The sequence below is a fragment of the Streptomyces sp. NPDC023573 genome, assembly GCF_055559735.1.
Map to the genome: position 1 here is coordinate 58643 of NZ_JBVHKB010000016.1, position 23387 is coordinate 82029.

The following is a 23387-nucleotide window of genomic DNA, read 5'->3' on the forward strand; positions in this document are numbered from 1 at the left end:
AGTATGCGGCCGCGCCGCAGTGTTGACGCGCCGCGTGAAACAAGTCAATAGTATTTGTAACTTTGACTCTCCATGGCGAGAGGTTCGGCCGAATGCCTTACGCAGCAGATGTGTTGAGCGGAGGAGGACGCACACCGTGGGCCGCTACAGCCGATTACGCGAGATACGCCGGATGGATCCCGTCAGCGACTGCGCCGAGATACTCCGGCTGATGTCCCAGTACGAGTTCCCCTGGGACTACCGGCAGGGCATCAGCGTCGCCTTCCTGCGCGACTACGGGGTTCCGAGGATCTCCGTGCTGCTCGACCGCACCCAGGAGTTCGAGCGCAACGGCCAGAAGCGCTACGACGACACCGTGCTGTTCGGATACGAGATGGCGGCCGAGGGCTTCGATTCGGAGCGCGCCAGGGCCGCGGCCCGCCACCTCAACCGGATCCACGGCAAGTACCGCATCCCGAACGAGGACTATCTCTATGTGCTGGCCACCACGGTCGTCGGACCCAAACGCTGGATCGACCGGTTCGGGTGGCGGCCCCTGTGCGCGCAGGAGGCGGCGGCACTGGCCGAGGTGGGGCGGCGGATGGCGGCCATGATGGGCATCGAGGGCGCACCCGCCACCTATGAGGGGTTCGAGGAGCTGCTCGACTCCTACGAGACCCGCATGTTCGCGTACGACCCGGCGAACCGGCGCGTCGCCAACGCCACCTTCCGGGTCATGGCCGCCTGGTACCCGGCCCCGCTGCGCCCGTGGGTGGCCAGGTTCTCGCTGGCCCTGCTGGACGAGCCGCTGCTGCGGGCCCTGGGCTTCCCGGAGCAGCCGCGGTGGGTGCGGTCGGCGGCGGACCGCCTGGTGCACGCCCGCTCGCACGGCGTACGGCTGCTGCCCGCGCGGCCCCGGTGGCTGCCTTCCCGCCCCCGGCCGCGCAGCTACCCCTTCGGGTACCAGCTCGACGACCTCGGACCGCACTGGGCGCAGAGCCGCCCGCTGGAACCACTGCCGACGGAGAAGTCATGACGACCGGAACAGACCCCGCGGTGCACGGCATCGAGGAGATCCGCGCCGCGGTGGCGCAGGCCAGGAGTGCCGGCCGCGCCTGGGCGGCGCTCGGGGCGCGTGAGCGGCGCGCGTCGCTCCTGCGCTGGAAGCGCGAACTGGCGCGCCGCGCCGAAGAGTTCGCCGAGTTGATCTCGACGGAGACCGGCAAACCGGTGCTGGACGCCCGCTCCGAGGTGCTGCTGACGGTGGTCCATCTGGACTGGGCGGCCCGCAACGCCCGCCGGGTGCTGGGCAGCCGGCGGGTCTCGTCCGGCCTGCTGTCGGTCCATCAGCGGGCGCTGCTGGCCTACCGCCCACTCGGGGTGATCGGCGTGATCGGGCCGTGGAACTACCCGCTCTACACACCGATGGGCTCGATCGGCTACGCCCTCGCGGCGGGCAACGCCGTGGTGTTCAAACCGTCCGAACTCACGCCCGGGGTGGGGGTACTGCTGGCCCGGAGCTTCGGGGAGGCCGTCCCTGACCACGCGGGGCTGTTGCGGGCGGTCACCGGACCTGGCTCCACCGGGGCCGCCCTGGCCGGCGCGGAAGGGCCGTCCGGCGTGGACAAGGTCGCCTTCACCGGCTCGCCCGGCACCGCCCGCAAGGTCGCCGCCGCGTGCGCGGCCACGCTCACACCGCTGCTCGCCGAGTGCGGGGGCAAGGACGCGGTGCTGGTCGCGGCGGACGCCGATCTGGACGCGGCTGCCGACGCGATCGTCTGGGGCGCGATGAGCAACGCGGGCCAGACCTGCGCCGGTGTGGAGCGGGTGTACGCGGTGGCCTCGGTGCACGAGGCCCTGTGCGCGCGCGTCGTGAGCCGTGCGCGGGCGCTGGTGCCGGGAGTCGCCTACGGCCCGCTCACCCTGCCGTCCCAGCTGGGGGTGGTGGAGCACCATGTGAAGCAGGCCCTGGTGGACGGCGGCACCGCCGAACTGGGTGGGCCCGACGCCCTGGGGGGCGGCGCGCTCGGGCCGGTGGTCCTTTCGAGGGTGCCGGAGGACTCACCGGCCGTGACGCGGGAGACCTTCGGCCCGGTCGTGGTGGTGAACCCGGTGCGCGACATGGACGAGGCCGTGGAGCGGGCCAACGCGTCGGCGTACTCCCTGGGCGCGGCCGTCTTCACCCGCTCCCGGGCGGCCGGGATCGCGCTGGCCGGACGCCTCGGCTCCGGCGCCGTGTCGGTGAACTCGGTGCTGGGCTTCGCCGCGGTCCCCTCTCTGCCGTTCGGCGGCGCGGGCGAGTCGGGCTACGGACGGATCCACGGTGAGGAGGGGCTGCGGTCCTTCGCGGCGCCTCACTCGGTCACCGTACGCCGGTTCGCACCGGCGGTGGACCTCACGTCGTTCGCGACGCCCCGGGAGAAGGTCGCCCGGGCTGTCGAGCTGGGAAGGAAACTGCACGCCCGGTTCTGAGGGTGGTCAGCCGGCGCCGAGCAGCGGCACCAGATAGCGCCGCGCGAACGTGCGCACCTGCTCGTCGTCGTCCAGCTCGAAGCAGCTCACCGGGTTGAGGAGGAAGGAGACCGTGATCCGCACCATCAGTTCGGCGACCGGTGTCGTGTCCGTCTCCGGCCGCCCTTCGGCACGCTGGGCGTGGCGGAGCCGGTCGGCCAGATATCCGCGCATCGCGCGGAGGGCGGGGCCGCTCTCCAGCGTGAGGAAGGGGAGCATGATCTCCGGCTCCAGCCGCAGCAACCCGCCCACCAGGGGATGTTCACGGATGTGCTTGAGGACGGCGACGAAGCCGGCGACGAGCCGCTCCTCCATGGTGGGCAGCGCGGCCACCGCCTTGTCCACGTCCACGACGAATCTGCGGTACTCCCGCAGCAGGCAGGCCGAGACCAGGCTGTCCTTGTTGCCGATCCGGCGGTACACGGTGACCCGCGAGACCTTGGCCCGCTTGGCGACGTCGTCGACGGTCGATCGGCGCAGTCCGAAGGTCATGAACTGCTCGCGTGCGGCGTCCAGGATCTGCTCGCTCAGCGCGTCGGACGGTGGTGTCCCGCCGAGCGCCCCGGCCAGCAGTGCGTCGTCGGTACCCGGTGCCGCCATGAGCCCTCTCCGTCCGTCGTGACCACTCAACCATATCGACAACGCGACAAAGCTATCCGATCCGGTTCTTTGTAACTCTCCTCCGCGCTTGCCCCCGCAACTCCCCCTGTGACTCCCCCTGGAGGCTTCCATGTCCACCGACCACGCTCTCCCCCGCTCGGTCTCCGCCGAGCAGCGGGCCTTCGTCGGCGCCCTGCGCGACTTCGCCCGGCGCGAGTGCGGCACGCGCGAGCAGCGCGACGCGCTGGCGGCGGAGACCGGCGGCCCGCACGCGCCGTCCCTGTACGCCCGGCTGGCGGAGCTGGGCTGGCTCGGCGTGTGCCTGCCCGAGGCCTACGGCGGCTCGGGCGGCGGGATGACGGATGCCTGCCTCTTCCTCCGGGAGACGGCGCGTGGCCTGGTACCGGCGGGCGGGTTCATCACCTCGGTGATCACGGCGAAGGCGTACGAGCGTTTCGGCAGCGAGGCCCAGTGCAAGGCGGCGATCGGTGGTGCGGTGGACGGCCAGGTGCTGTCCATCGCGATGTCGGAGCCGGAGGCCGGTTCCGACGTGGCGGCGCTGCGGTGCCGGGCCGAACGGTCGCCGGACGGGCGCTGGCTGGTCAACGGTCACAAGACCTGGATCTCCAACGCGCATCTGGCCGAGCACATCCTGCTGGTCGCCCGCACGGACGCGAGCGGAGCGAAGCACGAGGGGCTGACCATGTTCCATGTCCCTGCCGGGACGCCCGGGATCGAGATCCGGCCCATCGAGACGATGGGGGGCCGCGAGGTCAACGACGTCTTCCTCACCGATGTCTCGCTGCCGGCCGACGCGGTGGTGGGCACGGCCGACCGCGCCTGGACCCAGCTGATGGCCGGTCTCGACGCGGAGCGGCTCTTCCTGGCGGCGAACATGCTGGGTCTGGCGGAGCGGATCCTGGAGGACACCGTCGCGTATGTGCGGGGACGCGAGCAGTTCGGCCGCCCGGTCGGCTCCTTCCAGGCGCTGCGGCACCGGCTGGCCGACCTGGCGACGGAGATCGAGTGCGCCCGGCTATTGGTCTTCCACGTGGCGGCTGCCTGCGACGCCGAGCCGGAGCGGCTCTTCCCCCGCGAGGCCTCGATGGCGAAGCTCAAGGCCACCGAGACGGCGCGGCACGCGGCTCTGGAGGGCATGCAGATGATGGGCGGCTACGGCTACGCGACGGAGTACGACATGGAGCGGCATCTGCGGGCGGCGGTCGTGTCGACCGTCTACGGCGGCACGAGCGAGATCCAGCGCGACATCATCGGCAGGAGCTACGGCCTGTAGGGCACCACGCGGGCGGCACTCAGCCGAAGTCGTACACCGTCACCTCGATACCGCGGCTCACCAGCCGGTCGGTGAGGAGCGGCTCGACGCGGGACCAGGTGCCGCCCGCCAGCCCGCAGCCGATCCTCGGCATGTGGACCGACGCGCCCAGCTCGGCCGCCCTGGCGGCCACCTTGTCCAAGCCGGCGTCGATCGCCTCGTAACGCACCGGCACGCCTTTGCTGCCGGTGCGTATCCCCCGCTGCCCGACCAGATTCGCCACCCAGGTGTACGGGCCGGCCTGCACGAACTGCACGGCACCCAGGCCGAAGTCGTTGGCCGCGCGCTCGCGGTGCCAGCGGCGGTAGGCGGCCTCCGGCTCGGGCCAGCGGCGGGAGAGGGCCAGGACGAAGCCCTTTCCCCAGCCGCCCAGGTCGTTGCAGCAGTGCACGATCAGCTTGACGCCCTTGCCCCGGGGGCTGGTGGCGTCGCCCTGTACGTAGGTGATCCCCGACATGTCCTCACCGTACGTTCCCCCACCGACAGCCGGCCCCGGATCAGGTGCCGCTCTCCTCGTGGAGTGCGTCCAGCACCTTTGCGTACTGCTCGCGTACGACGCGGCGGCGCAGCTTCAGCGAGGGGGTCAGCTCGCCGGTGTGGGGACCCCACTCCCTGGCCAGCAGCCGGTGGCGTTTGACCTGCTCGGTGCGGTTCAGCCGGGCGTTGGCTGCCTGGACGGCGCGGTCCACCTCCGCGCGTACGGCGGGGTGGGCGGCGAGCGCCGCCATGTCCTCACCGGCCTCGATTCCCCGGGCCGCCGCCCAGGCGGGTGCCGTCTCCGCGTCCAGGACGAGGAGTGCCACCAGGTAGGAGTGTCCGTCGCCGTGGACGAACGCCTGGCCGATCAGCGGGTGTTCCTTGAGGGCGTTCTCCACCAGGGCCGGGGAGACGTTCTTCCCGGTCGAGGTGATGATCATTTCCTTCTTTCGGTCGGTGAGCCACAGGTAGCCGTCGTCGTCGATCCGCCCGATGTCCCCGGTCGGGAACCACCCGTCGGCGTCGAGCGCCCGGTCCACGGTCCCGTCGGCGCGCAGGTACCCCGCGAACACCGTCTCGCCCCGGACCAGGATCTCGCCGTCCTCGGCGATCCTCAGTTCCAGCCCGTCCAGCGGCCTGCCGACCGAGCCGAGGCGGAACCCGGAGGGGCTGTTGGTGGTGAACACGCCGACCGTCTCGGTGAGCCCCCAGGCGTCCATGACGACGATGCCGAAGCCTGCCCAGAAACGCACCACGTCCAGCGGCATGGGCGCGGAGGCGCTGGCCGTCCACACCAGCCGCTCGAAGCCGGCGAGGGAGAGCACCGGGTCGAGGACCGTCGCCTTGACGCGGCGGTAGGCGCTCTCCAGCTCCGCGGGCGGCTGTTCGCCCCGCTCACGGAAGGCCACGTGCTCGCGGGCGGTGTCCCCGGCCGCCTCGATGGCGGCCCGCTGCTCCTCGGACAGGGTGGCGAGCGCGGCCTTCACGGACGCGGCGAGCTTCTCCCACACCCGGGGAACGCCGAAGAACTGGGCGGGGTGCAGGTCGCGCGCGGTGGCCGCGACGGCCGCGGTGTCGGCGCAGAGATGGACGTGCGAGGCGCGGAAGACCGGCAGGTAGATGCCCAGCATCCGCTCGGCGATGTGGGCGAACGGAAGGTAGCAGATGTGCGCGACATGGTCCGGAAGCTCCACCACCCGGTCCAGGGCCAGCGCGTTGACGACCACGCTGCGGTGGGTGAGGGGCACCGCCTTCGGGTCGCCGGTGGTGCCCGAGGTGTAGACGACCGTGAGGGGGTCGTCGGCCCGGGAGGCCTGCCAGGCCGCCTCGAACCGCTCCTCGTCGTAGACCTGTTGCCCGGTCGCGTACAGGGAGGCGTACGTCCGGTCGTCGGCGTCCTCCGGCTCCACGACGAGCAGCGCCTCCAGGGGGACGGTGGCGTCCGCGAGGAGGGGCTGCCAGCGGGCGCGTTCCCGCGCCCCTTCGACGACCGCCAGCCGGGCACCGCTGTGCCGGGCGATGTGCGCGATCTGCTCGGGGGCGGCGGTGCCGTACACGGTGACCGGCACCGCGCCGAGGTGCGTGAGGGCCAGGTCGCTGAGCCAGTGTTCGGGGCGGTTGCCCATCATCATGAGGACCTGCCGGCCGCGCGCGACGCCCTGGGCGGCGTACCCGGCGGCGAGCACCGCGGTCTCGTGGCGCACCTCCCGCCAGGTGAGGGTGGTCCATCCGTCGCCGCTGTCCGGGCTCCGCCAGGAGAGGGCGGGCAGGTCACCGTGGTCCTCGGCGTTGCGTGCCAGCAGGGCCGGCAGGGTGAGCCGGTCGGTCTCGGTGGGGACTCGCAGGATCGTGGTCACGGCCGTCTCCTGTTGCCGTCGGCCGGGCCGCACGGGCCCGCACCGGAGGAATGAGGCGCTTCGATGGTGCCGGAGACTTTCACACCACTGGTGAGACAGCAACACTGTTGCACCTGATTGGTACAACGCCGCCGGTGCGATCCCTGCCGTGCGGCACTTTCACAACAGTAGTGATACAGCAATACTGTTCCACTGATCGACCCAGGCCCGGCAGGACGGGCCTGCCCGCGACAAGGAGCAGCCATGGCACCCGGGACCGACGAGCCGACGCTGACCGTCGACGAACTGGCGGCGCGCGCGGGAGTCACCGTGCGCACCGTGCGCTTCTACAGCACCAGGGGTCTGCTGCCCCCGCCGGTGATCGGGCCCCGGCGCGTCGGGCACTACGGGCACGACCACCTGTCCCGGCTGGCCCTCATCGAGGAGCTCCAGCACCAGGGCATGACGCTGGCCGCCATCGAGCGCTACCTCCAGCAGCTGCCGCCGGACCTGAGCGCGCAGGACCTGGCCATCCACCGCGCCCTGGTGGCGTCCTGGGCGCCGGACGCGGCCGAGGACATGGAGCGCGCGGAGCTGGAGCGCCGGGCGGGCCGGCCCCTCAGCGAGCAGGACGTGGACCGGCTGGGTGCCATGGGCGTTCTGGAGCGCCCCGGGAAGCCCGAGGCGCCCTTCCAGGTGGACCCGGGCCTGCTGCGGCTCGGGGTGGAGCTCCTTGACGTGCCGATCGCCCACGAGACGATCCTGGCGGCGCGCACGGTCCTGCTGGAGCACACCCGGTCGGCCGCACACGAACTGACGCGGCTGTTCCGGGACGAGGTGTGGAATCCCTACCGGGAGCGGGAGTCGGACCCGGAACACGTGAAGGCGATGAAGTCGCTCTCGGCCCATATGCAGCCGATGGTGCTCCAAGCCCTGCTGACGGCCTTCCAGCGGTCGCTGAAGGAGGAGCTGCGGGCCGCGTTCACCGCGAGCGAGGAGAGGTGAACGCGGCCCGTGGGGCGGCCGTCAGTCGTGGAAGGTCTCGCCCTTCTCGGCCTTCTCCACGAGGTACGCGGACGGCAGGAAACGGTCTCCGTACCGTTCGGCCAGCTGCCGGGCGCGCGCCACGAAGCCGGGCAGGCCGCCCTCGTAGCCGTTGATGTACTGGAGCACGCCACCGGTCCACGCCGGGAAGCCGATGCCCATGATGGAGCCGATGTTGGCGTCGGCGACGGTCATCAGGACGTTCTCCTCCAGACAGCGGACACTGTCCAGCGCCTCGGAGAAGAGCATCCGCTCCTTCATGTCCTCGAAGGGGATGTCGGTGCCGGGCTTCGTGAAGTGCTCGCGCAGCCCCGGCCAGAGCGCTCCGCGCCTGCCGTCCTCGCCGTACTCGTAGAACCCGGCTCCCCCGCTGCGTCCCGGCCGTCCGAACTCGTCGACCATCCGGTCGACCACCTCGTCCGCGGGGTGCGTGGCCCAGGTGCCGCCCGCCTCCTCGACGGCACGCCGGGTCTCGACGCGGATCTTGCGGGGCAGGGTGAGCGTCAGCTCGTCCATGAGGGAGAGCACCTTGGCCGGGTAGCCGGCCTGCGCCGCGGCCTGCTCGACCGACGCCGGCTCGGCGCCCTCGCCGACCATGGCGACGCCCTCGTTGATGAAGTGGCCGATGACGCGTGAGGTGAAGAAGCCGCGCGAGTCGTTGACGACGATCGGGGTCTTCTTGATCCGGCGCACCAGGTCGAAGGCGCGTGCCAGGGCCTCGTCGCCGGTCTTCTCGCCCTTGATGATCTCGACGAGCGGCATCTTGTCGACGGGCGAGAAGAAGTGCAGCCCGATGAAGTCCGCCGGGCGGGTGACCCCTTCGGCGAGCGCGGTGATGGGCAGCGTCGAGGTGTTGGAGCAGAGCAGCGCGTCGGGGTCGACGATGTCCTGGATCTCCTGGAACACCTTGTGCTTGAGCGTGGTGTCCTCGAAGACCGCCTCGATCACGGCGTCGCAGCCCGCGAGGTCGGCCGGGTCCCCGGTCGGGGTGATGCGGGCCAGCAGCTCGTCCCGCTTCGCCTCGGTCGTACGGCCCCGGGACAGCGCCTTGGCGAGGAGTTTCTCGCTGTATGCCTTGCCCTTGGCGGCCGCCTCCGTGGACACGTCCTTGAGGACGACCTCGATGCCGGCGCGGGCGCAGGAGTAGGCGATGCCCGCGCCCATCATCCCGGCGCCGAGGACGGCGACCTTGCGGACCTGACGCTCCGCTACGCCCGCCGGGCGGCTGGCGCCGGAGTTGACGGCCTGGAGGTCGAAGAAGAAGGCCTGGATCATGTTCTTGGCGACCTGGCCGGTGACCAGCTCGGTGAAGTAGCGGGCCTCGATGGTCTGTGCCGTCTCGAAGTCGACCTGCGATCCTTCGACGGCCGCGGCCATGATGTTGCGGGGTGCGGGCATGGGCGCGCCCGCCAACTGCTTCTTCAGGTTGGCGGGGAAGGCCGGCAGGTTGGCCGCGAACTTCGGGTGGGACGGGGTGCCGCCGGGGATCCGGTAGCCCTTGACGTCCCAGGGCTGCTGCGACTCGGGGTGGGCGTCGATGAAGGCGCGGGCCTTGTCGAGCATCTCCTCACGGGTGGCGGCGACCTCGTGCACGAGGCCGTTCTCCAGGGCCCGCTGCGGGGTGTACTGGGTGCCCTGGAGGAGGACCTTCAGCAGCGCGTCGGTGACGCCCATCAGCCGTACGGTGCGGGTCACACCACCGCCGGCCGGCAGCAGGCCGAGGGTGACCTCGGGCAGGCCGATACGGGAGCCGGGGGCGTCCAGGGCGATGCGGTGGTGGGCGGCGAGCGCGATCTCGTAGCCGCCGCCGAGCGCGGCGCCGTTGACGGCGGCGACGACCGGCTTGCCGAGGGTCTCGATGCGGCGCAGGGAGTTCTTGATGGCGGTTCCGGCGTCGAACGCCGCCTGGGCGTTCTCGGGACCGATCCTGATCATGTCCTTGAGGTCGCCGCCCGCGAAGAAGGTCTTCTTGGCGGAGGTGTAGATGATGCCCCGGATGGAGTCCTTCTCGGCCTCGGCGCGCTCGGCGACGGCCGCGATGGACTCCTTGAAGCCCTGGTTCATGGTGTTGGCGGACTGGTTGGGGTCGTCGAGTACGAGGGTGACGACGCCGGTCTCGTCCTGTTCCCAGCGGATGGTCGTGCTCTCGGTCATTGCTTGTCTTCTCCGTAGGCAGGGATGGCCGGGGGGACGGTCAGAGACGCTCGATGACGGTGGCGACGCCCATGCCGCCGCCGACACAGAGGGTGGCGAGGCCGTAGCGCTTGTCCTGCCGCTCCAGTTCGTCGACGAGGGTGCCGAGGATCATCGCGCCGGTCGCGCCGAGCGGGTGGCCGAGCGCGATGGCGCCGCCGTTGACGTTGACCTTGTCGAGGCTCAGGCCCATGTCCTTGGCGAAGCGCAGGACGACTCCGGCGAAGGCCTCGTTGATCTCGACGAGGTCGATGTCGTCGATGGTGAGCCCGGCCTTGGCCAGTGCCTTGCGGGTGGCGGGGGCAGGCCCGGTGAGCATGATGGTCGGCTCGGAGCCGGACACGGCGGCGGAGACGATCCGCGCGCGGGGGGTGAGGCCGTAGCGCTCGCCGGTCTCCTTCGAGCCGATCGCGACGAGGGCCGCGCCGTCCACGATCCCGGAGGAGTTGCCCGCGTGGTGGACGTGGTCGATCTTCTCGACCCAGTGGTACTTCTGGAGGGCCACCGCGTCGAAGCCGCCCATCTCGCCGATCGTCGCGAAGGACGGCTTGAGCGAGGCGAGGGAGTCGGCGGTCGTGCCGGGGCGCATGTGCTCGTCGTGGTCGAGGACGAGCAGACCGTTGCGGTCCCTGACCGGGACGACGGAGCGGGCGAAGCGCTCCTCCTTCCAGGCGATCGCGGCGCGCTCCTGCGACAGGGCGGCGTACTCGTCGACGTCGCGCCGCGAGAAGCCCTCGATGGTGGCGATGAGGTCGGCTCCGATGCCCTGCGGGGCGAAGCCGGTCTCGAAGCTGGTCATCGGGTCCATGGCCCAGGCGCCGCCGTCGGAACCCATGGGCACCCGGGACATCGATTCGACGCCACCGGCCAGGACGAGGTCCTCCCAGCCGGAACGCACCTTGGCCGCGGCGAGGTTGACGGCCTCCAGACCGGAGGCACAGAAGCGGTTCTCCTGTACGCCCGCGACGGAGTCCGGGAGTCCCGCCGCGATCGCGGCGATCCGCGCGATGTCGGAGCCCTGGTCACCGAGCGGGCTGACGACGCCGAGGACGATGTCGTCGATGGCCGCCGGGTCGAGGCCGGGGAAGCGGTCGCGGATCTCGTGGATGAGGCCGACGACGAGGTCGATCGGCTTGGTGCCGTGCAGGGCGCCGTTGGCCTTGCCGCGGCCGCGCGGGGTGCGGATGGCGTCGTAGACGAATGCTTCGGTACTCAAGGCAGCTGCCTTTCGGGTTCGGTGCGGGGCGGGGCGGTCAGGAGAGCAGCGAGCGGCCGATGATCTCCTTCATGATCTCGGTCGTCCCGCCGTAGATGGTCTGGATGCGGCCGTCGGTGAATGCCTTGGCGACCCGGTACTCCGTCATGTAGCCGTAGCCGCCGTGGAGTTGGAGGCAGCGGTCGGCGACGCGCTTCTGCAGTTCGGTGGCCCACCACTTGGCCATCGAGGCGTGGACGGCGTCGAGCGTCCCCTCGGAGTGGTCGACGATGCACCGGTCGAGGAAGGCCCGGGTGACGGCGCACTCGGTGGCCATCTCGGCGATCTCGAAGCGGATGTGCTGGAGCTTGGAGAGCGGGCGTCCGAAGGCCTCGCGCTCCTTGACGTACTGAGTGGTGATCTCCAGGAGGTGTTCGGCGGCGGCGATCCCGGCGACCGCTATGCCCATCCGTTCCTGGGCCAGGTTGGTCATGAGGTGGATGAACGCGCCGTCGAGCTCGCCGAGGAGGTTCTCCTTGGGGACGCGTACGTCGTCGAAGAACAGTTCGGCGGTGTCCTGCGACTTCTGTCCGATCTTGTCGAGGTTGCGTCCCCGCTCGAAGCCCTCGGCGCCGCGCTCGACGACGAGCAGCGAGAGCCCCTTCGCACCGCCCTCGGGGGAGGTCTTGGCGACGACGATCACCAGGTCGGCGAGGATGCCGTTGGAGATGAAGGTCTTCGAGCCGTTGAGGAGCCAGTGGTCGCCCTTGTCCTCGGCGCTCGTGCGGATGCCCTGGAGGTCGGAGCCCGCGCCGGGTTCCGTCATGGCGATGGCGGTGATGTTCTCGCCGCTGCAGAAGCCCGGCAGCCAGCGCCGCTTCTGCTCCTCGGTGGCGAGGCCGGTGAGGTAAGGGCCGATGATGTCGTTGTGCAGGCCGAGCGCCAGCCCGGACACCCCGGCCCGGGTGAACTCCTCGGCCAGTACGGCGCTGTAGCGGAAGTCGGCGTTGCCGCCGCCCCCGTACTCCTCGGGGACGGCGAGGCCGAGCAGCCCCTGGCGGCCGGCGGCGAGCCAGGCCTCGCGGGAGACGATGCCGTCCTTCTCCCACTGCTCGTAGTGCGGGAGTACCTCCTTGGCGAGGAAGGTGCGGACGGTCTCGCGGAACGCGTCGTGCTCTTCGGTGAAGATCTGCCGCTGCACTTCAAGCCCCCTGGAGCCAGTTCTTGACGGTGGAGATCAGCCGCGCCGGCTCGGGGCCGACAGGGGTGACGTCGAGCATGGTGACGCCGGCCTCGCGGAAGGCCTCGACGCGGTCGCGTACGTACCCCTCGGGGCCGCAGAGCGTCATGAGCTCGCAGAACTCATCCGGGACGGCCGCCTCGGCCTCCTTCTTCCTCCCGGAGAGGTAGAGCTCCTGGATGGTGGCGGCCTCCTTCCCGTAGCCGTAGGCCACGGCGAGGTCGTTGTAGAAGTTCTTGCCGGGCGCGCCCATGCCGCCCACGTACAGCGCGATCTGCGGCCGGGCGAGGTCCCGGACGGCGGCGGCGTCGTCACCGATGGCCAGCAGGCCGCCCGCGACGGTCTGCAGGGGGCCGAGCGAGGGGTCACGCTTCGCCTTGCCTTCGGCGAGTGCCGTACCCCAGACCTGCTGGGCCTTCTCCGGGATGTAGAGGCTGGGCAGCCAGCCGTCGGCGACCTCGGCGGTCAGCCGGACGTTGGCCGGGCCCAGCGAGGCGACGTAGAGGGGAATGGTGTCGCGCACCGGCCGGGTGAGGATCTTCAGCGGCTTGCCGAGCTTGCCGCCCTTCTCCTTCGGCAGGGGCATGTCGGTGATGCCGTGGTGGTCGATGACCTCACGGCGCCAGATCCGGCGGCAGAGCTCGACGGTCTCGCGGGTCCGGCCGAGCGGCCGGTCGTACGGCTTGCCGTGCCAGCCCTCCACGACCTGCGGGCCCGAGGCGCCGAGGCCGAGCAGGGCGCGGCCGCCGGACACGGCGTCGAGCCCGGCGCCGGTCTGGGCGATGAGGGCGGGGGTGCGGGAGTAGACGTTGAGGATCGCCGCGCCGATCTTCAGGCGTTCGGTGCGGGCGGCCAGGTATCCCATGAGGGTGGGCGAGTCGAAGCCGTACGCCTCGGCGACCCAGACGGCGTCGAGGCCGGCGGACTCGAGTTCCGCGACCTCGTCGCAGGCGGCGCGCGGGTCGCCCGCGTAGTTCAGTTGCAGGGAGAGTTCCATCAGCCGGTCTTTTCCTTCCCGGTGGTCAGCAGGCCCGGCAGGTCCCAGTCCGCGGCGACGGCCTCGGTGTCCGCTCCGGGCAGCGCGGGTGCGCTGCGGACGGAGACGGGAGTCGCGGAGAAGCGGGGCGCGGGGGCGGGCTGGGTGAGTCCGCTGTGCTCCACGTAGGTGGAGCGGGCGGCGAGGTGGGGGTGGCGGGGTGCCTCACGGAGCGAGAGGACGGGGGCCACACAGGCGTCCGTCCCCTCGAAGACCTCGGTCCACTCGGCGCGCGTACGGGTGCTGAACCGGTCGGTGACCAGGGCGCGCAGTTCCTCCCAGCGGCCGGGGTCGTTGCGGTCGGGGGCTTCCTCCCCGAGTCCGAGGAGCCCGGCGAACTCCTCGTAGAAGCGTGGTTCCAGGGCCCCGACGGCCATGTAGCCGCCGTCGGAGGTCTCGTAGGAGCCGTAGAAGGGGCAGCCGCCGTCCAGGAGGTTGGAGCCGCGCCGGTCCTGCCAGCTGCCGGCCGCGAGCATGCCGTGGATCATCGTGGCGAGATGGGCCGCGCCGTCGACGATGGCCGCGTCGACGACCTGTCCGGTCCCGCCGGGTGTACGGGCGTGCTGGAGGGCGGCGAGCACGCCGACGACGAGGTAGAGCGAGCCGCCCGCGTAGTCGCCGACCAGGTTGGCGGGGACCGCGGGCGGTTCGCCGGATCTGCCGATCATGGACAGGGTGCCGGTGAGGGCGATGTAGCCGATGTCGTGTCCGGCCCGCCCGGCCAGCGGTCCGTCCTGGCCCCAGCCGGTCATCCGTCCGTAGACGAGCAGCGGATTGCGTTCCAGGCAGGCGTCCGGGCCGACGCCGAGGCGTTCGGCGACGCCCGGCCGGTAGCCCTCGATCAGGACGTCGGCGCGCTCGACGAGGTCGAGGACCTGCCGGGCTCCGCCCTCCGCCTTCAGATCGACGAGGACCGACCGCTTGTTGCGGTTGGTGAGGTCGAAGGCGGGCTCGATGCCGATGACCGAACCTCCGGGCCGGTCGACGCGCACCACGTCGGCACCGAGGTCGGCGAGGAGCATCGCGGCGAACGGGCCGGGGCCGATGCCCGCCAGTTCGACGACGCGCACGCCGGTCAGCGGGCCCTGAGGCCTGTGTCCTGTCGTTGCCATCAAGCCCCCAGCGGTGTGACACAACTGATGTAACATCGATGATGCTAAGAACCGACCGTACTCCGCACAACCCTTTTGGCCGAGCAAGCGCTTAGTCTTTGCCTTCGGATCCTCTCGCATCGAAGCCCGCCCGGCCGCGCGGCACGACAATCGCCTCGGCTACCCTCTGGCTGCCACATCGGCGCCGGCGCAGACGGAGGCACTCATGAACAGGCAGAACGGGGCGGAACGCCCCTATGACGTCGTCCTTTTCGGAGCCACCGGCTTCGTCGGGGCGCTCACGGCCGAATATCTCGCGGCACACGCGCCGGCCGGCTGCCGCTGGGCCCTGGCGGGCCGCAGCCGGGGCAAGCTGGAACAGCTGCGTGAGCGCCTCGCCGGACGTCACCCTCGATGCGCGGACCTGCCGCTGCTGACGGCCGACGCGGACGATGCCGACGCCCTGCGCGAACTCGCCGGGTCCACGCACGTCGTGGCGTCCACGGTCGGGCCGTACGTCTGGTACGGCGAGAAGCTGGTCGCCGCGTGCGCGGAGGCCGGGACCGACTACACCGACCTCACCGGGGAGGCGGAGTTCGTCGACCGCATGTACCTGGGGTACGACGCCCGTGCCCGCGAGACGGGGGCACGCCTGGTGCACGCCTGCGGCTTCGACTCCGTACCGCACGACCTGGGTGCCTACTTCACGGTCCAGCGGCTTCCCGAGGGAGTGCCGCTCACCGTCGACGGCTATGTCCGCACCAACGCGGTCTTCTCCGGCGGTACGTTCGCCTCGGCGCTCACCGCCATGGGCCGCGGCCCTCAGATGGCGCGGGCGGCGCGTGAACGGCGCCTGCACGAACCGCGCCTGGTCGGCCGCAGGGCCCGCGCCCCGCAGGGAGCACCGCACTTCAGCCCGGAGACCCGCACCTGGGCGCTGCCGCTGCCGACCCTGGACCCTCGTGTGGTGGAGCGGTCCGCACGAGGGCTGGAGCGCTACGGCCCCGACTTCCGCTACCGGCACTTCGCCTCGGTGAAGCACCTGCCGGTGGCGCTCGGCGGCACGGCGGCGACGGTCCTGCTGGCCGGGGCCGCCCAGATCCCCGCCGCGCGCGACTGGCTCTCCACCCGGGTCGCTCCGGGCACCGGACCTGACGAACGGCGCAGGAGGCGGAGCTGGTTCACCGTCCGCTTCATCGGGGAGGGCGGCGGCCGACAGGTCTGCACGGAGGTGTCGGGCGGCGACCCGGGCTACGACGAGACGGCGAAGATGCTGGCCGAAGCGGCTCTGGCGCTCGCCCTCGACGACCTGCCGGCGACGTCGGGTCAGGTCACGACGGCCGTGGCGATGGGCGACGCACTGCTGGAGCGGCTGACGGCCGCCGGGCTGCGCTTCCGGGTCGCGGCGGTGCGCTGAGCCCCGGACGTGCGCAGGTGGGTCAGAGCATCCAGGACGCCAGCGTGACGACCATGGACACGGTCCAGCCGGCGCCCGCGAGGACGCCCAGGGTCATGCCCACGGCAACGCCGCGCTGGGAGAGACGTACGGTTCCGGTGCTCATCTGAGGTGCGTGGTGGTCGATCATGTGTACCAGCCTGCCCCTGATGTTCGACAAACAACATCCGTATTTGTACTCAGTCGGCAACAGATCCCCGGGCACGGACCTCCCTCAGCCGATCGCTTCCTTCAGGGCGGCCCGGCAGAGGGCGTCCGCCCTGCGCGTGGTCTCCGGCTGGCGGAAGTCACGTGCCAGCGCGAGCGTATGGGCGCAGGCGTTGTCCAGGCCGGTGCGATGACCGACGGAGACGAAGACGGGTTTCGTCTCGTCCTGCGTGCGCAGGGCCCTGCCCACCTCCTCGTCCCCGTCCATGAGCGGGGTGAAGTCACCTCGCCGGGGGCCGGGTTGTTCGTAGCGGAAGGTGAAGGGGTTCTTCGCGACGCCGATGACCGGCAGTCCGGTGAGGACGCCGAGATGGCTGGCCAGCCCGAACCTGCGCGGGTGCGCCCGCCCGTAGCCGTCGCATACGACGAGCCCCGGGTCCACCGGCAGGCCTTCCAGTGCCGCGAGGACAGCCGGTATCTCGCGGAAGGCGAGAAGTCCGGGAACGTACGGAAACGTCACCGTGCCGTTCGCGGTGGAACGGGCGATCACGTCCAGGGTCGCCGCGTCCAGGACGACGGCGGCCGCGACGACGAGGTCGCGCTCGTCGTCGTACGCGACGTCGACGCCGGTGACCCGGCCGCCGCCGGGCGGCGGCCCCGGCTCGTCCAGCACCACGCGCGCCCGCAACGCGTCCTGCACGGCGCGGGCTTCGGCCTCGTCGGCGGGCATCCGGAAAGTCGTCATGACCGGTCAGTCTAGGCAGCCGGTAACCTGCCGGCATGTTCGTACTCGAGTTGACCTACACAGCCCCGGTCGAGCGTGTCGACGCCCTCATGACGGAGCACGTGGCCTGGCTGGACACGCAGTACGCGGCCGGGGTGTTCATCGCCTCGGGGCGTAAGAACCCCCGCGACGGAGGTGTGATCCTGGCGGTGGGCGAGGACCGCGCCGGGATCGAGAGGATCGCGGCCTCCGACCCCTTCGCGGAACACGGGGTGTGCGCCTACCGGATCACGGAGTTCCTTGCGACGAAGACCTCCGAAGCGCTGGCGCCCTACCGGCAGCAGCCGCCCGGCCGGGACCGCCGGGAGTGACCATGACGTCGCCGCCCATGGGGATGTCCACCACGGTGGCCGCTATCGCAGCCTCGCGACCCGGCCCTGCTCGCCCGCGGCCCAGCAGCCGCCGCCCGGGGCGCAGTCGACCGTGTCGTACGAGCCGGTGTCCACGGTCCGCCAGGTGCGCCCGCCGTCCCTGGTGAGGTCGGTGCCGGTCGGCCCCACGGCGAGCGCCGAGCTCCGGCCGTGGGGCAGCCAGGCGACGCCTGAGCGGTAGGCGGGCGGCGGGGCGGGCGCGCTCCGCCAGCTCCGGCCACCGTCCCCGGTGACGGCCGCGGCGTCCGGCGACGCCTCGTCCGCGCGGTAGTCGCCGCCGACGGCGATGCCGTGCGTACGGTCCCGGAAGGCGAGGCCGAACACGCCCCGCGCCGGGTCACCCGCCGGGATGTGCGCCCCGGCTTCCGTCCAGGTCAGGCCGCGGTCGGCGGAGTGCAGCACCCGGGCGGCGGCCGCGCCGCCGGTGGCGAGCCAGACGTCCGTGCGGCCCGAGCTGACGAGGCACTGGCCGCTCGCCGCGAACCCGGCCTCACCGGGCTGCGCCGCGGGCATCCCGGCATCGGGCAGCACCCGCCAGTTGCGCCCGCCGTCCGAGGTCGACAGGATGCGGAACTTCCCGTCCACCGGGTCGCTCATCGCGAGACCGTGACGGCTGTCGAAGAAGGTCAGGCAGTCGTAGAAGGCGCGGGCGTCGGTGTTGCGGAAGGACTCGGTCCAGGTCGCGCCCCCGTCCTCGGTACGGAAGACCCGGGACGCCTCGCCCTCACCGATGGCCAGGGCCACCGCCCGCCGCCGGTCGAAGGCCTCGATGTCCCGGAACTCCAGTCCGGCGGCCTCGTCCGGCGAGACATCGCGCCAGTGCCGCCCTCCGTCCGTGGTGCGCAGCACCGTGCCCCCGGAGCCTGCTGCCCAGGCGGTCTCGCGGCCCACGGCGGCGAGACCGCGGAAGCGCGCGTCCGTGCCCGTCGCGGTGAGCGCCCATGCGGGCTCCCGCTCCTCGTGCCCGGCCGGCGTGGCCCGCGCCGAAGGCGCGGCCAGTGCGGCGGTCACCGCCGCCCCGCACAGGAGCGGTGCGATCAGCCGTCTCGTCTTCCCGATGCGCCTCATGGCGCTGGAAGCTAACCCACCGGTGGAGGCGCGTCCAGGGTGCGCCGCCCCGAACGGGGCAGTCGATCAGAAGGAGACAGGGCGGTGACGCAGCTCACGCCGCCTCCCGGTGCACGGATGGAGGCGTTCCGTCGTCTACTCCATTGCCGGGAACCGTTCGTCCGAGGCGAGAGGGAGCAGGTCTTGTCCAGCGTTATCGAGCAGTCCGTGCAGGCCCGTATGGTCGCGTCCGCGCCGCGTATGGAGACTCTGCCCGCCACACTGCACTACGACCGCAAGGACCCCTTCGCCGTCCGCATGGCGTTCCCGGCACCCGCGACCCTCGAAGGCACCGAGGTGTCCTGGGAGTTCTCGCGTGAGCTGCTCGCCACCGGCATGGACGCGCCGGCCGGCCTCGGTGACGTCCGGGTCCGGCCGTTCGGTTACGACCGTACGGTGCTGGAGTTCCACGCGGTCGAGGGCATCGCCATGGTCCATGTCCGGACGTCCGAGCTGCGGCGCTTCCTCAAGCGGGCGCAGGAGCTGGTCCCCGCGGGGGACGAGTACCGCTTCATGGACCTGGACGGCGGTCTGAGCGATCTGCTGGGCGGGTCCGCCTGAGACAGCGGCCCGCTCTCCTGAAGCGCCGCCGGAATCCGGTTGCGTGGCCACGGGCGGGCTCGTAGCGTCGTCGACGCCCTGTTGTCGTCGGATCGGAGAAGGACGTTGCTCCACATCTGAGGTGTCCGCGTTCCGCGCCGCGTGCCCTGCCGCACGCGTGCCCTGCGTGACACCGGTGTCCGAGCCGTTCTCCGTGATTCCTCGACGCAGCCGGGAGGCCATCGTGCCTGCATCCACCACGCATATTCACTGCACCTCACTGTCGTTCGCCTGGCCCGACGGGAGCGAGGTCTTCGATGACTTCCAACTGGCCGTAGGCCCCGGCCGGACCGGGCTCATCGGTCTCAACGGCTGTGGGAAATCCACTCTGTTGCGGCTGATCGCCGGTGAGCTCACGCCGACGGCCGGACGCATCGGCACGGCCGGTGACATCGGCTACCTCCCGCAGGACCTCGTCCTGGACGTCGCTCTGCGGGTGGACGAGGTCCTGGGTGTCTCCGCGACGCGGGCGGCGCTCCACGCCATCGAGGCGGGCGATGCCCGGGAGGAGCACTTCGCCGCGGTGGGGGACGACTGGGACGTCGAGGAGCGCGCCCGGGCGGTGCTCGACCAGCTGGGCCTGTCCGCCATCGGTCTCGACCGGACCGTCGGCGAGCTGTCCGGTGGTGAGTGCGTGCTGCTGCGCCTGGCCGCCCTGTTGCTGGCGCGCCCTGCCGTCCTGCTGCTGGACGAGCCGACCAACAACCTCGATCTGTACGCCCGCGGGCAGCTGTACGACGCGGTCGACGCCTGGACGGGTGTGCTGGTCGTGGTCAGTCATGACCGGGAACTGCTGGAGCGGGTGGACCGCATCGCGGATCTGCGCGACGGCGCGGTCACCTGGTACGGCGGCAACCTGTCGGCGTACGAGCAGGCGCTGGCCGTGGAGCAGGAGGCGGCCGAGCGCCTGGTGCGGGTCGCGGAGGCCGACGTTCGGCGGCAGCGGCGCGAACTCGCCGACGCCCACGTCAAGCTGGCCCGGCGCAGGCGGTACGGGCAGAAGATGTGGGACACCAAGCGCGAGCCGAAGGCCGTGATGGGCCAGCGCAAGCAGACCGCCCAGGAGTCGGCCGGCAAGCACCGCATCATGCACACCGAACGGCTGGCGGACGCGGAGGAACGCCTCGACGAGGCGGTCGACGCGGTGCGGGACGACGAGGCCATCCGGATCGAGTTGCCGCACACAAAGGTGCACCCGGGCAGCGACGTGCTGCTGCTGCGCGAGCTCGAACTCGCTCACGGGGCGCGGGTGCCGGGCGAGTGGGAGCTCCGCGGTCCGGAGCGGATCGCGCTGGTCGGCCGCAACGGGGCGGGGAAGACGACACTGCTGCGTACGATCGCGGGCGAGCTGGACCCGGTGTCCGGTGAGGCCACCGCCCAGGTCCCGGTGGGATTCCTGCCGCAGCGTCTCGACGTCCTCGACGACGCCCTGTCGCTGGTGGACAACGTGGCCCGTCTCTCGCCCCGCACCACGGACAACGGCATCCGGGCCCGGCTGGCACACTTCCTCTTCAAGGGCGGGCGCGCGGACCGCCCCGCCGGGACGCTGTCGGGCGGCGAACGTCTCCGGGCGACGCTCGCGGCGCTGCTGCCGGCCGACCCGGCGCCCCGGCTGCTGATGCTGGACGAGCCGACGAACAGCCTCGATCTGTCCGGTGTGCACCGTCTGACGTCGGCGCTGGCGGCGTACCAGGGAGCGCTGATCGTGGCGAGCCATGACATGGCGTTCCTGAAGTCGCTGGGGATCACCCGGTGGCTGCTGCTGGACGAGGACGGGCTCCGGGACACCGCCCCCGGGCAGCTGCCGGGAGCCGGGGGTGCGGGAGCCTGACTTGTCCCCCGAAGATCCTCATGACCTGCGTGGATAACGGTGTGTGAGCACATGCCGCGAGGACCGGGCTTGGCCGCGGCCTTACTGCCGCCTTAACCTACGGTCACGTAACCTACGAAGCCGTAGGTAATTCTCCCGTCCCCAGGAGCCCCCGTGACGATCACCTCTCCCCACACAGGCAGTTCGAAGGCGTGGACCGACGCCCAGCTGCTCTACGCGCTGGAAGAGGTGGTGGAGAAGGAACTCAACCGCCATCTCAAGGTCGCCAAGGACTGGATGCCCCACGAGTACGTGCCGTTCTCCGACGGCCGTAACTTCCCCGGCCTCTTCGAGGACGGAGAGGCGTGGGAGACCGGCCAGTCCAAGGTCACCGACATCGGACGTATCGCCCTCGTCGTGAACCTGCTGACCGAGGACAACCTCCCCAGCTACCACCACGAGATCGCCTCCCTCTTCGGCCGCGACGGCGCCTGGGGCACCTGGGTGCACCGCTGGACCGCCGAGGAGGGCAGGCACGGCATCGTGATGCGCGACTACCTGCTCACCTCGCGCGCCGTGGACCCGGACAAGCTGGAGCAGTTCCGCATGGCACACATGGCGGAGGGCTTCGAGTCCGACAACCGCCACTCCATGCTGCACTCCGTGGCGTACGTGGCCTTCCAGGAGCTCGCGACCCGCGTCTCGCACCGCAACACCGGCCACCAGTCGGGTGACCCCGTCTGCGACCGGATGCTGGCGCGGATCGCGACCGACGAGAACCTGCACATGGTCTTCTACCGCAACCTGCTCGGCGCGGCCTTCGAGCTCGCCCCGGACCTCACGATGCAGTCCGTGCGCGACGTCGTCGTCAACTTCCGGATGCCCGGACACGGCATGCCCGGCTTCGAGCGGGCCGCCGCGCAGATGGCGATCGGCGAGATCTACAACATGCGGATCCACCACGACGACGTGATCCAGCCCGTCCTGCGCTACCTGAAGGTCCTCGACATCGACGGCCTGGGCCCGGAGGGCCTCAAGGCTCAGGAGGAGCTCGGGCTGTACATGAACGGCCTGGACAGCGAGGCCGCGAAGTTCGACGAGAAGCTGGCGACCCGCAAGGCCCGTATGGCCGCCCGGGCCGCACAGGGCTGACCCGCTCGGCACATCCGCCCGGCCGGGCTCGGGATCCGCTCCCCGACCCGCCGGACGAAGGCGGCGGCGCACGCACCCCGCGTGCGCCGCCGCCGCGCGTTCACACCACCCCCACAGCACATCCAAGCTGTCCCCACAGCTTCACTGACCGTACTCTGTGGCGGGTGAAACCAGTGACGCGTCTTGTTCTTTTCGGTGCACCGATCGCCATCGCCGCCTCGATCCTGTTCAACGGTGGCGACTCGGAGCCGCCCACCGTCCGGCAGGCGCCCGGAAAGACCGGCACGGCGAAGCCGGCCGCGGACGCGCAGGCCGACGAGCACGCCGACGAGACCGACACCCTGCCGCCCGGCCTCGCGGCCCCGGCGATGAAGGAGACCGCCTCCCGGCTGGTGGCCAGCGCGGAGGCATCCACCCTGGACTGGCGGAGCCGGTACGGGGCGATCGAGGACATCGGCGACGGCGCCGGCTACACCGCCGGCATCATCGGTTTCTGCTCCGGCACGAACGACATGCTGCAACTGGTCGAGGCGTACACCGAGGAGCATCCGGACAATCCGCTGGCCACGTACCTCCCCGCCCTGCGCGCGGTGGACGGCACCGATTCGCACGAGGGCCTGGATCCGGGCTTCACCGACGCCTGGCACCGGGCCGCGGGGGACCCGGCCTTCCGCAAGGCCCAGGACACGACGCGCGACAGGCTGTACTTCGATCCGGCGGTCCGGCTGGCGAAGTCGGACGGCCTCGGCACCCTGGGGCAGTTCATCTATTACGACGCGATGGTGCTGCACGGGCCCGGTGTCGAGGCGGACGGCTTCTACGGCATCCGCGACGCCGCGATGGCCTCGGCGGACACGGCCGCGGAGGGCGGCGACGAGACGGCGTACCTCGACGCCTTCCTCGACGAGAGCCGGTCGGCGATCAGAGCCCGGAAGGTGCAGCGCGACACGACCCGGATCGACACAGCGCAGCGGGTCTTCCTCCGCGAGGGAAACCTCGGGCTGGAGAAGCCGCTGGTGTGGCAGGTGTACGGCGAGCCCTTCCGGATCCCGTGACGGCACCGGCTTCGCACTCCCGGTGTTCAGCCGCGGTCGGACCGGCCTCTGCGCAGCCGGTCCCGCTCCTTCTCGGAGAGCCCTCCCCAGACGCCGAAGCGCTCGTCGTGGGCGAGTGCGTACTCCAGGCAGGCCACCCGGCCCTCGCAGGCGTTGCACAGCTGCTTGGCCTCGCGGGTGGAGCTGCCCGGCGCCGGGAAGAAGAACTCGGGCCCGGCTTGCGCGCACAGCGCGGTCTCCTGCCAGGCGAGCTCGTCGGAGTCGGTCACGGTGTTGATCGGCATGCGCCACACGGTGCCCGGTCGCGATAAACAAGTGATCAACGATCGTTCAACAGCAGGCGGGTCCGGGACCTGCCGTTGCTCCTCCGG

General features: G+C 71.3%; 22 protein-coding genes. 10 read left to right on the forward strand and 12 right to left on the reverse strand.

Features of this window, described 5'->3' with window-relative positions; all coding sequences use genetic code 11:
• Window positions 1–136: 136 nt before the first annotated feature.
• Both ACZ32T_RS34265 and ACZ32T_RS34270 read left to right on the forward strand, forming a co-directional pair.
• Entirely contained in the window at window positions 137–1015 is an 879-nt protein-coding gene (locus ACZ32T_RS34265) for an oxygenase MpaB family protein (RefSeq protein ID WP_467273403.1), read from the forward strand.
• Window positions 1012–2451 carry an aldehyde dehydrogenase family protein gene (locus tag ACZ32T_RS34270; RefSeq protein WP_467371316.1) on the forward strand — a complete coding sequence of 480 codons (1440 nt, stop codon included), beginning with the start codon at window positions 1012–1014 and terminating at the stop codon, window positions 2449–2451. The genes ACZ32T_RS34265 and ACZ32T_RS34270 overlap by 4 nt, the downstream gene beginning before the upstream one ends.
• Window positions 2452–2457: 6 nt before the next feature.
• On the opposite strand, the gene ACZ32T_RS34275 is transcribed toward ACZ32T_RS34270, so the two are convergent.
• Window positions 2458–3090, reverse strand: coding sequence for a TetR/AcrR family transcriptional regulator (locus ACZ32T_RS34275; RefSeq protein WP_467273401.1), 633 nt, complete (start codon window positions 3088–3090; stop codon window positions 2458–2460).
• Between the two features lie 130 nt (window positions 3091–3220).
• Between ACZ32T_RS34275 and ACZ32T_RS34280 the strand changes: the two genes are divergently transcribed.
• Entirely contained in the window at window positions 3221–4384 is a 1164-nt protein-coding gene (locus tag ACZ32T_RS34280; protein ID WP_467371318.1) for an acyl-CoA dehydrogenase family protein, read from the forward strand.
• Between the two features lie 19 nt (window positions 4385–4403).
• On the opposite strand, the gene ACZ32T_RS34285 is transcribed toward ACZ32T_RS34280, so the two are convergent.
• Window positions 4404–4880: a macro domain-containing protein gene (locus tag ACZ32T_RS34285; RefSeq protein ID WP_467371320.1), complete on the reverse strand. Its 477-nt coding sequence runs from the start codon at window positions 4878–4880 to the stop codon at window positions 4404–4406.
• Between the two features lie 40 nt (window positions 4881–4920).
• Window positions 4921–6756: an AMP-dependent synthetase/ligase gene (locus ACZ32T_RS34290; RefSeq protein ID WP_467371322.1), complete on the reverse strand. Its 1836-nt coding sequence runs from the start codon at window positions 6754–6756 to the stop codon at window positions 4921–4923.
• 243 nt (window positions 6757–6999) lie between these two features.
• On the opposite strand from ACZ32T_RS34290, the gene ACZ32T_RS34295 reads away from it, so the two are divergent.
• Window positions 7000–7740 (forward strand): MerR family transcriptional regulator, encoded by a 741-nt coding sequence (locus ACZ32T_RS34295; protein WP_467273397.1) that lies wholly within the window; start codon window positions 7000–7002, stop codon window positions 7738–7740.
• A 21-nt stretch (window positions 7741–7761) separates the two neighbouring features.
• Here ACZ32T_RS34295 and ACZ32T_RS34300 read toward each other — a convergent pair whose 3' ends face one another.
• The 5 genes from ACZ32T_RS34300 to ACZ32T_RS34320 are packed head-to-tail and all read right to left on the reverse strand — an operon-like array spanning window position 7762 to window position 14555.
• Entirely contained in the window at window positions 7762–9933 is a 2172-nt protein-coding gene (locus tag ACZ32T_RS34300; RefSeq protein ID WP_467371324.1) for a 3-hydroxyacyl-CoA dehydrogenase NAD-binding domain-containing protein, read from the reverse strand.
• Window positions 9934–9973: 40 nt separating this feature from the next.
• Entirely contained in the window at window positions 9974–11188 is a 1215-nt protein-coding gene (locus ACZ32T_RS34305) for an acetyl-CoA C-acetyltransferase (RefSeq protein ID WP_467273395.1), read from the reverse strand.
• A 37-nt stretch (window positions 11189–11225) separates the two neighbouring features.
• A complete protein-coding gene (locus ACZ32T_RS34310; RefSeq protein ID WP_467273394.1) occupies window positions 11226–12368 on the reverse strand; it encodes an acyl-CoA dehydrogenase family protein in 1143 nt (380 codons plus the stop codon).
• Between the two features lies 1 nt (window position 12369).
• The gene (locus ACZ32T_RS34315; protein WP_467371326.1) at window positions 12370–13404 is read right to left on the reverse strand and encodes an LLM class F420-dependent oxidoreductase; all 1035 of its coding nucleotides are present in this window, start codon (window positions 13402–13404) and stop codon (window positions 12370–12372) included.
• Complete coding sequence (locus ACZ32T_RS34320) at window positions 13404–14555, reverse strand: CaiB/BaiF CoA transferase family protein (protein ID WP_467273392.1); 1152 nt, start codon at window positions 14553–14555, stop codon at window positions 13404–13406. The genes ACZ32T_RS34315 and ACZ32T_RS34320 overlap by 1 nt, the downstream gene beginning before the upstream one ends.
• 205 nt (window positions 14556–14760) lie before the next feature.
• Here ACZ32T_RS34320 and ACZ32T_RS34325 point away from each other — a divergent pair, with 205 nt between their 5' ends.
• Window positions 14761–15951: a saccharopine dehydrogenase family protein gene (locus ACZ32T_RS34325; protein WP_467273391.1), complete on the forward strand. Its 1191-nt coding sequence runs from the start codon at window positions 14761–14763 to the stop codon at window positions 15949–15951.
• Window positions 15952–15973: 22 nt separating this feature from the next.
• Here ACZ32T_RS34325 and mmpA read toward each other — a convergent pair whose 3' ends face one another.
• Together mmpA and ACZ32T_RS34335 are read right to left on the reverse strand one after the other, a co-directional pair.
• Entirely contained in the window at window positions 15974–16120 is a 147-nt protein-coding gene (gene mmpA / locus ACZ32T_RS34330) for a morphogenic membrane protein MmpA (protein WP_014152821.1), read from the reverse strand.
• An 84-nt stretch (window positions 16121–16204) separates the two neighbouring features.
• Window positions 16205–16882 (reverse strand): endonuclease V, encoded by a 678-nt coding sequence (locus tag ACZ32T_RS34335; protein WP_467371328.1) that lies wholly within the window; start codon window positions 16880–16882, stop codon window positions 16205–16207.
• Between the two features lie 35 nt (window positions 16883–16917).
• Here ACZ32T_RS34335 and ACZ32T_RS34340 point away from each other — a divergent pair, with 35 nt between their 5' ends.
• Window positions 16918–17232 (forward strand): YciI family protein, encoded by a 315-nt coding sequence (locus tag ACZ32T_RS34340; RefSeq protein WP_467371330.1) that lies wholly within the window; start codon window positions 16918–16920, stop codon window positions 17230–17232.
• Between the two features lie 42 nt (window positions 17233–17274).
• Here the strand turns inward: ACZ32T_RS34340 and ACZ32T_RS34345 are convergent, their stop codons facing one another.
• Window positions 17275–18360 carry a WD40/YVTN/BNR-like repeat-containing protein gene (locus ACZ32T_RS34345; RefSeq protein WP_467371332.1) on the reverse strand — a complete coding sequence of 362 codons (1086 nt, stop codon included), beginning with the start codon at window positions 18358–18360 and terminating at the stop codon, window positions 17275–17277.
• Between the two features lie 183 nt (window positions 18361–18543).
• Between ACZ32T_RS34345 and ssgD the strand changes: the two genes are divergently transcribed.
• From ssgD to ACZ32T_RS34365, 4 genes are all read left to right on the forward strand, one after another.
• Window positions 18544–18960 (forward strand): spore wall synthesis regulator SsgD, encoded by a 417-nt coding sequence (ssgD, locus tag ACZ32T_RS34350; protein WP_467273387.1) that lies wholly within the window; start codon window positions 18544–18546, stop codon window positions 18958–18960.
• 223 nt (window positions 18961–19183) lie between these two features.
• Window positions 19184–20830: an ABC-F family ATP-binding cassette domain-containing protein gene (locus tag ACZ32T_RS34355; protein WP_467371334.1), complete on the forward strand. Its 1647-nt coding sequence runs from the start codon at window positions 19184–19186 to the stop codon at window positions 20828–20830.
• A 153-nt stretch (window positions 20831–20983) separates the two neighbouring features.
• On the forward strand, window positions 20984–21961 hold the full coding sequence (locus tag ACZ32T_RS34360) for an acyl-ACP desaturase (protein ID WP_104783507.1): 978 nt from the start codon (window positions 20984–20986) through the stop codon (window positions 21959–21961).
• Window positions 21962–22134: 173 nt separating this feature from the next.
• On the forward strand, window positions 22135–23016 hold the full coding sequence (locus tag ACZ32T_RS34365) for a chitosanase (RefSeq protein WP_467371383.1): 882 nt from the start codon (window positions 22135–22137) through the stop codon (window positions 23014–23016).
• A gap of 26 nt (window positions 23017–23042) precedes the next feature.
• Here the strand turns inward: ACZ32T_RS34365 and ACZ32T_RS34370 are convergent, their stop codons facing one another.
• The gene (locus ACZ32T_RS34370; RefSeq protein ID WP_467263538.1) at window positions 23043–23300 is read right to left on the reverse strand and encodes a WhiB family transcriptional regulator; all 258 of its coding nucleotides are present in this window, start codon (window positions 23298–23300) and stop codon (window positions 23043–23045) included.
• Between the last annotated feature and the right edge of the window lie 87 nt (window positions 23301–23387).

Bases quoted from the DNA above. Each gene is read 5' to 3' on its own strand.
- ACZ32T_RS34270 (WP_467371316.1), top strand. From the start codon at position 1,012: ATGACGACCGGAACAGACCCCGCGGTGCACGGCATCGAGGAGATCCGC.
- ACZ32T_RS34275 (WP_467273401.1), bottom strand. From the start codon at position 3,090: ATGGCGGCACCGGGTACCGACGACGCACTGCTGGCCGGGGCGCTCGGC.
- ACZ32T_RS34280 (WP_467371318.1), top strand. From the start codon at position 3,221: ATGTCCACCGACCACGCTCTCCCCCGCTCGGTCTCCGCCGAGCAGCGG.
- ACZ32T_RS34285 (WP_467371320.1), bottom strand. From the start codon at position 4,880: ATGTCGGGGATCACCTACGTACAGGGCGACGCCACCAGCCCCCGGGGC.
- ACZ32T_RS34295 (WP_467273397.1), top strand. From the start codon at position 7,000: ATGGCACCCGGGACCGACGAGCCGACGCTGACCGTCGACGAACTGGCG.
- ACZ32T_RS34300 (WP_467371324.1), bottom strand. From the start codon at position 9,933: ATGACCGAGAGCACGACCATCCGCTGGGAACAGGACGAGACCGGCGTC.
- ACZ32T_RS34315 (WP_467371326.1), bottom strand. From the start codon at position 13,404: ATGGAACTCTCCCTGCAACTGAACTACGCGGGCGACCCGCGCGCCGCC.
- ACZ32T_RS34320 (WP_467273392.1), bottom strand. From the start codon at position 14,555: ATGGCAACGACAGGACACAGGCCTCAGGGCCCGCTGACCGGCGTGCGC.
- ACZ32T_RS34325 (WP_467273391.1), top strand. From the start codon at position 14,761: ATGAACAGGCAGAACGGGGCGGAACGCCCCTATGACGTCGTCCTTTTC.
- mmpA (WP_014152821.1), bottom strand. From the start codon at position 16,120: ATGATCGACCACCACGCACCTCAGATGAGCACCGGAACCGTACGTCTC.
- ACZ32T_RS34335 (WP_467371328.1), bottom strand. From the start codon at position 16,882: ATGACGACTTTCCGGATGCCCGCCGACGAGGCCGAAGCCCGCGCCGTG.
- ACZ32T_RS34340 (WP_467371330.1), top strand. From the start codon at position 16,918: ATGTTCGTACTCGAGTTGACCTACACAGCCCCGGTCGAGCGTGTCGAC.
- ACZ32T_RS34345 (WP_467371332.1), bottom strand. From the start codon at position 18,360: ATGAGGCGCATCGGGAAGACGAGACGGCTGATCGCACCGCTCCTGTGC.
- ACZ32T_RS34370 (WP_467263538.1), bottom strand. From the start codon at position 23,300: ATGCCGATCAACACCGTGACCGACTCCGACGAGCTCGCCTGGCAGGAG.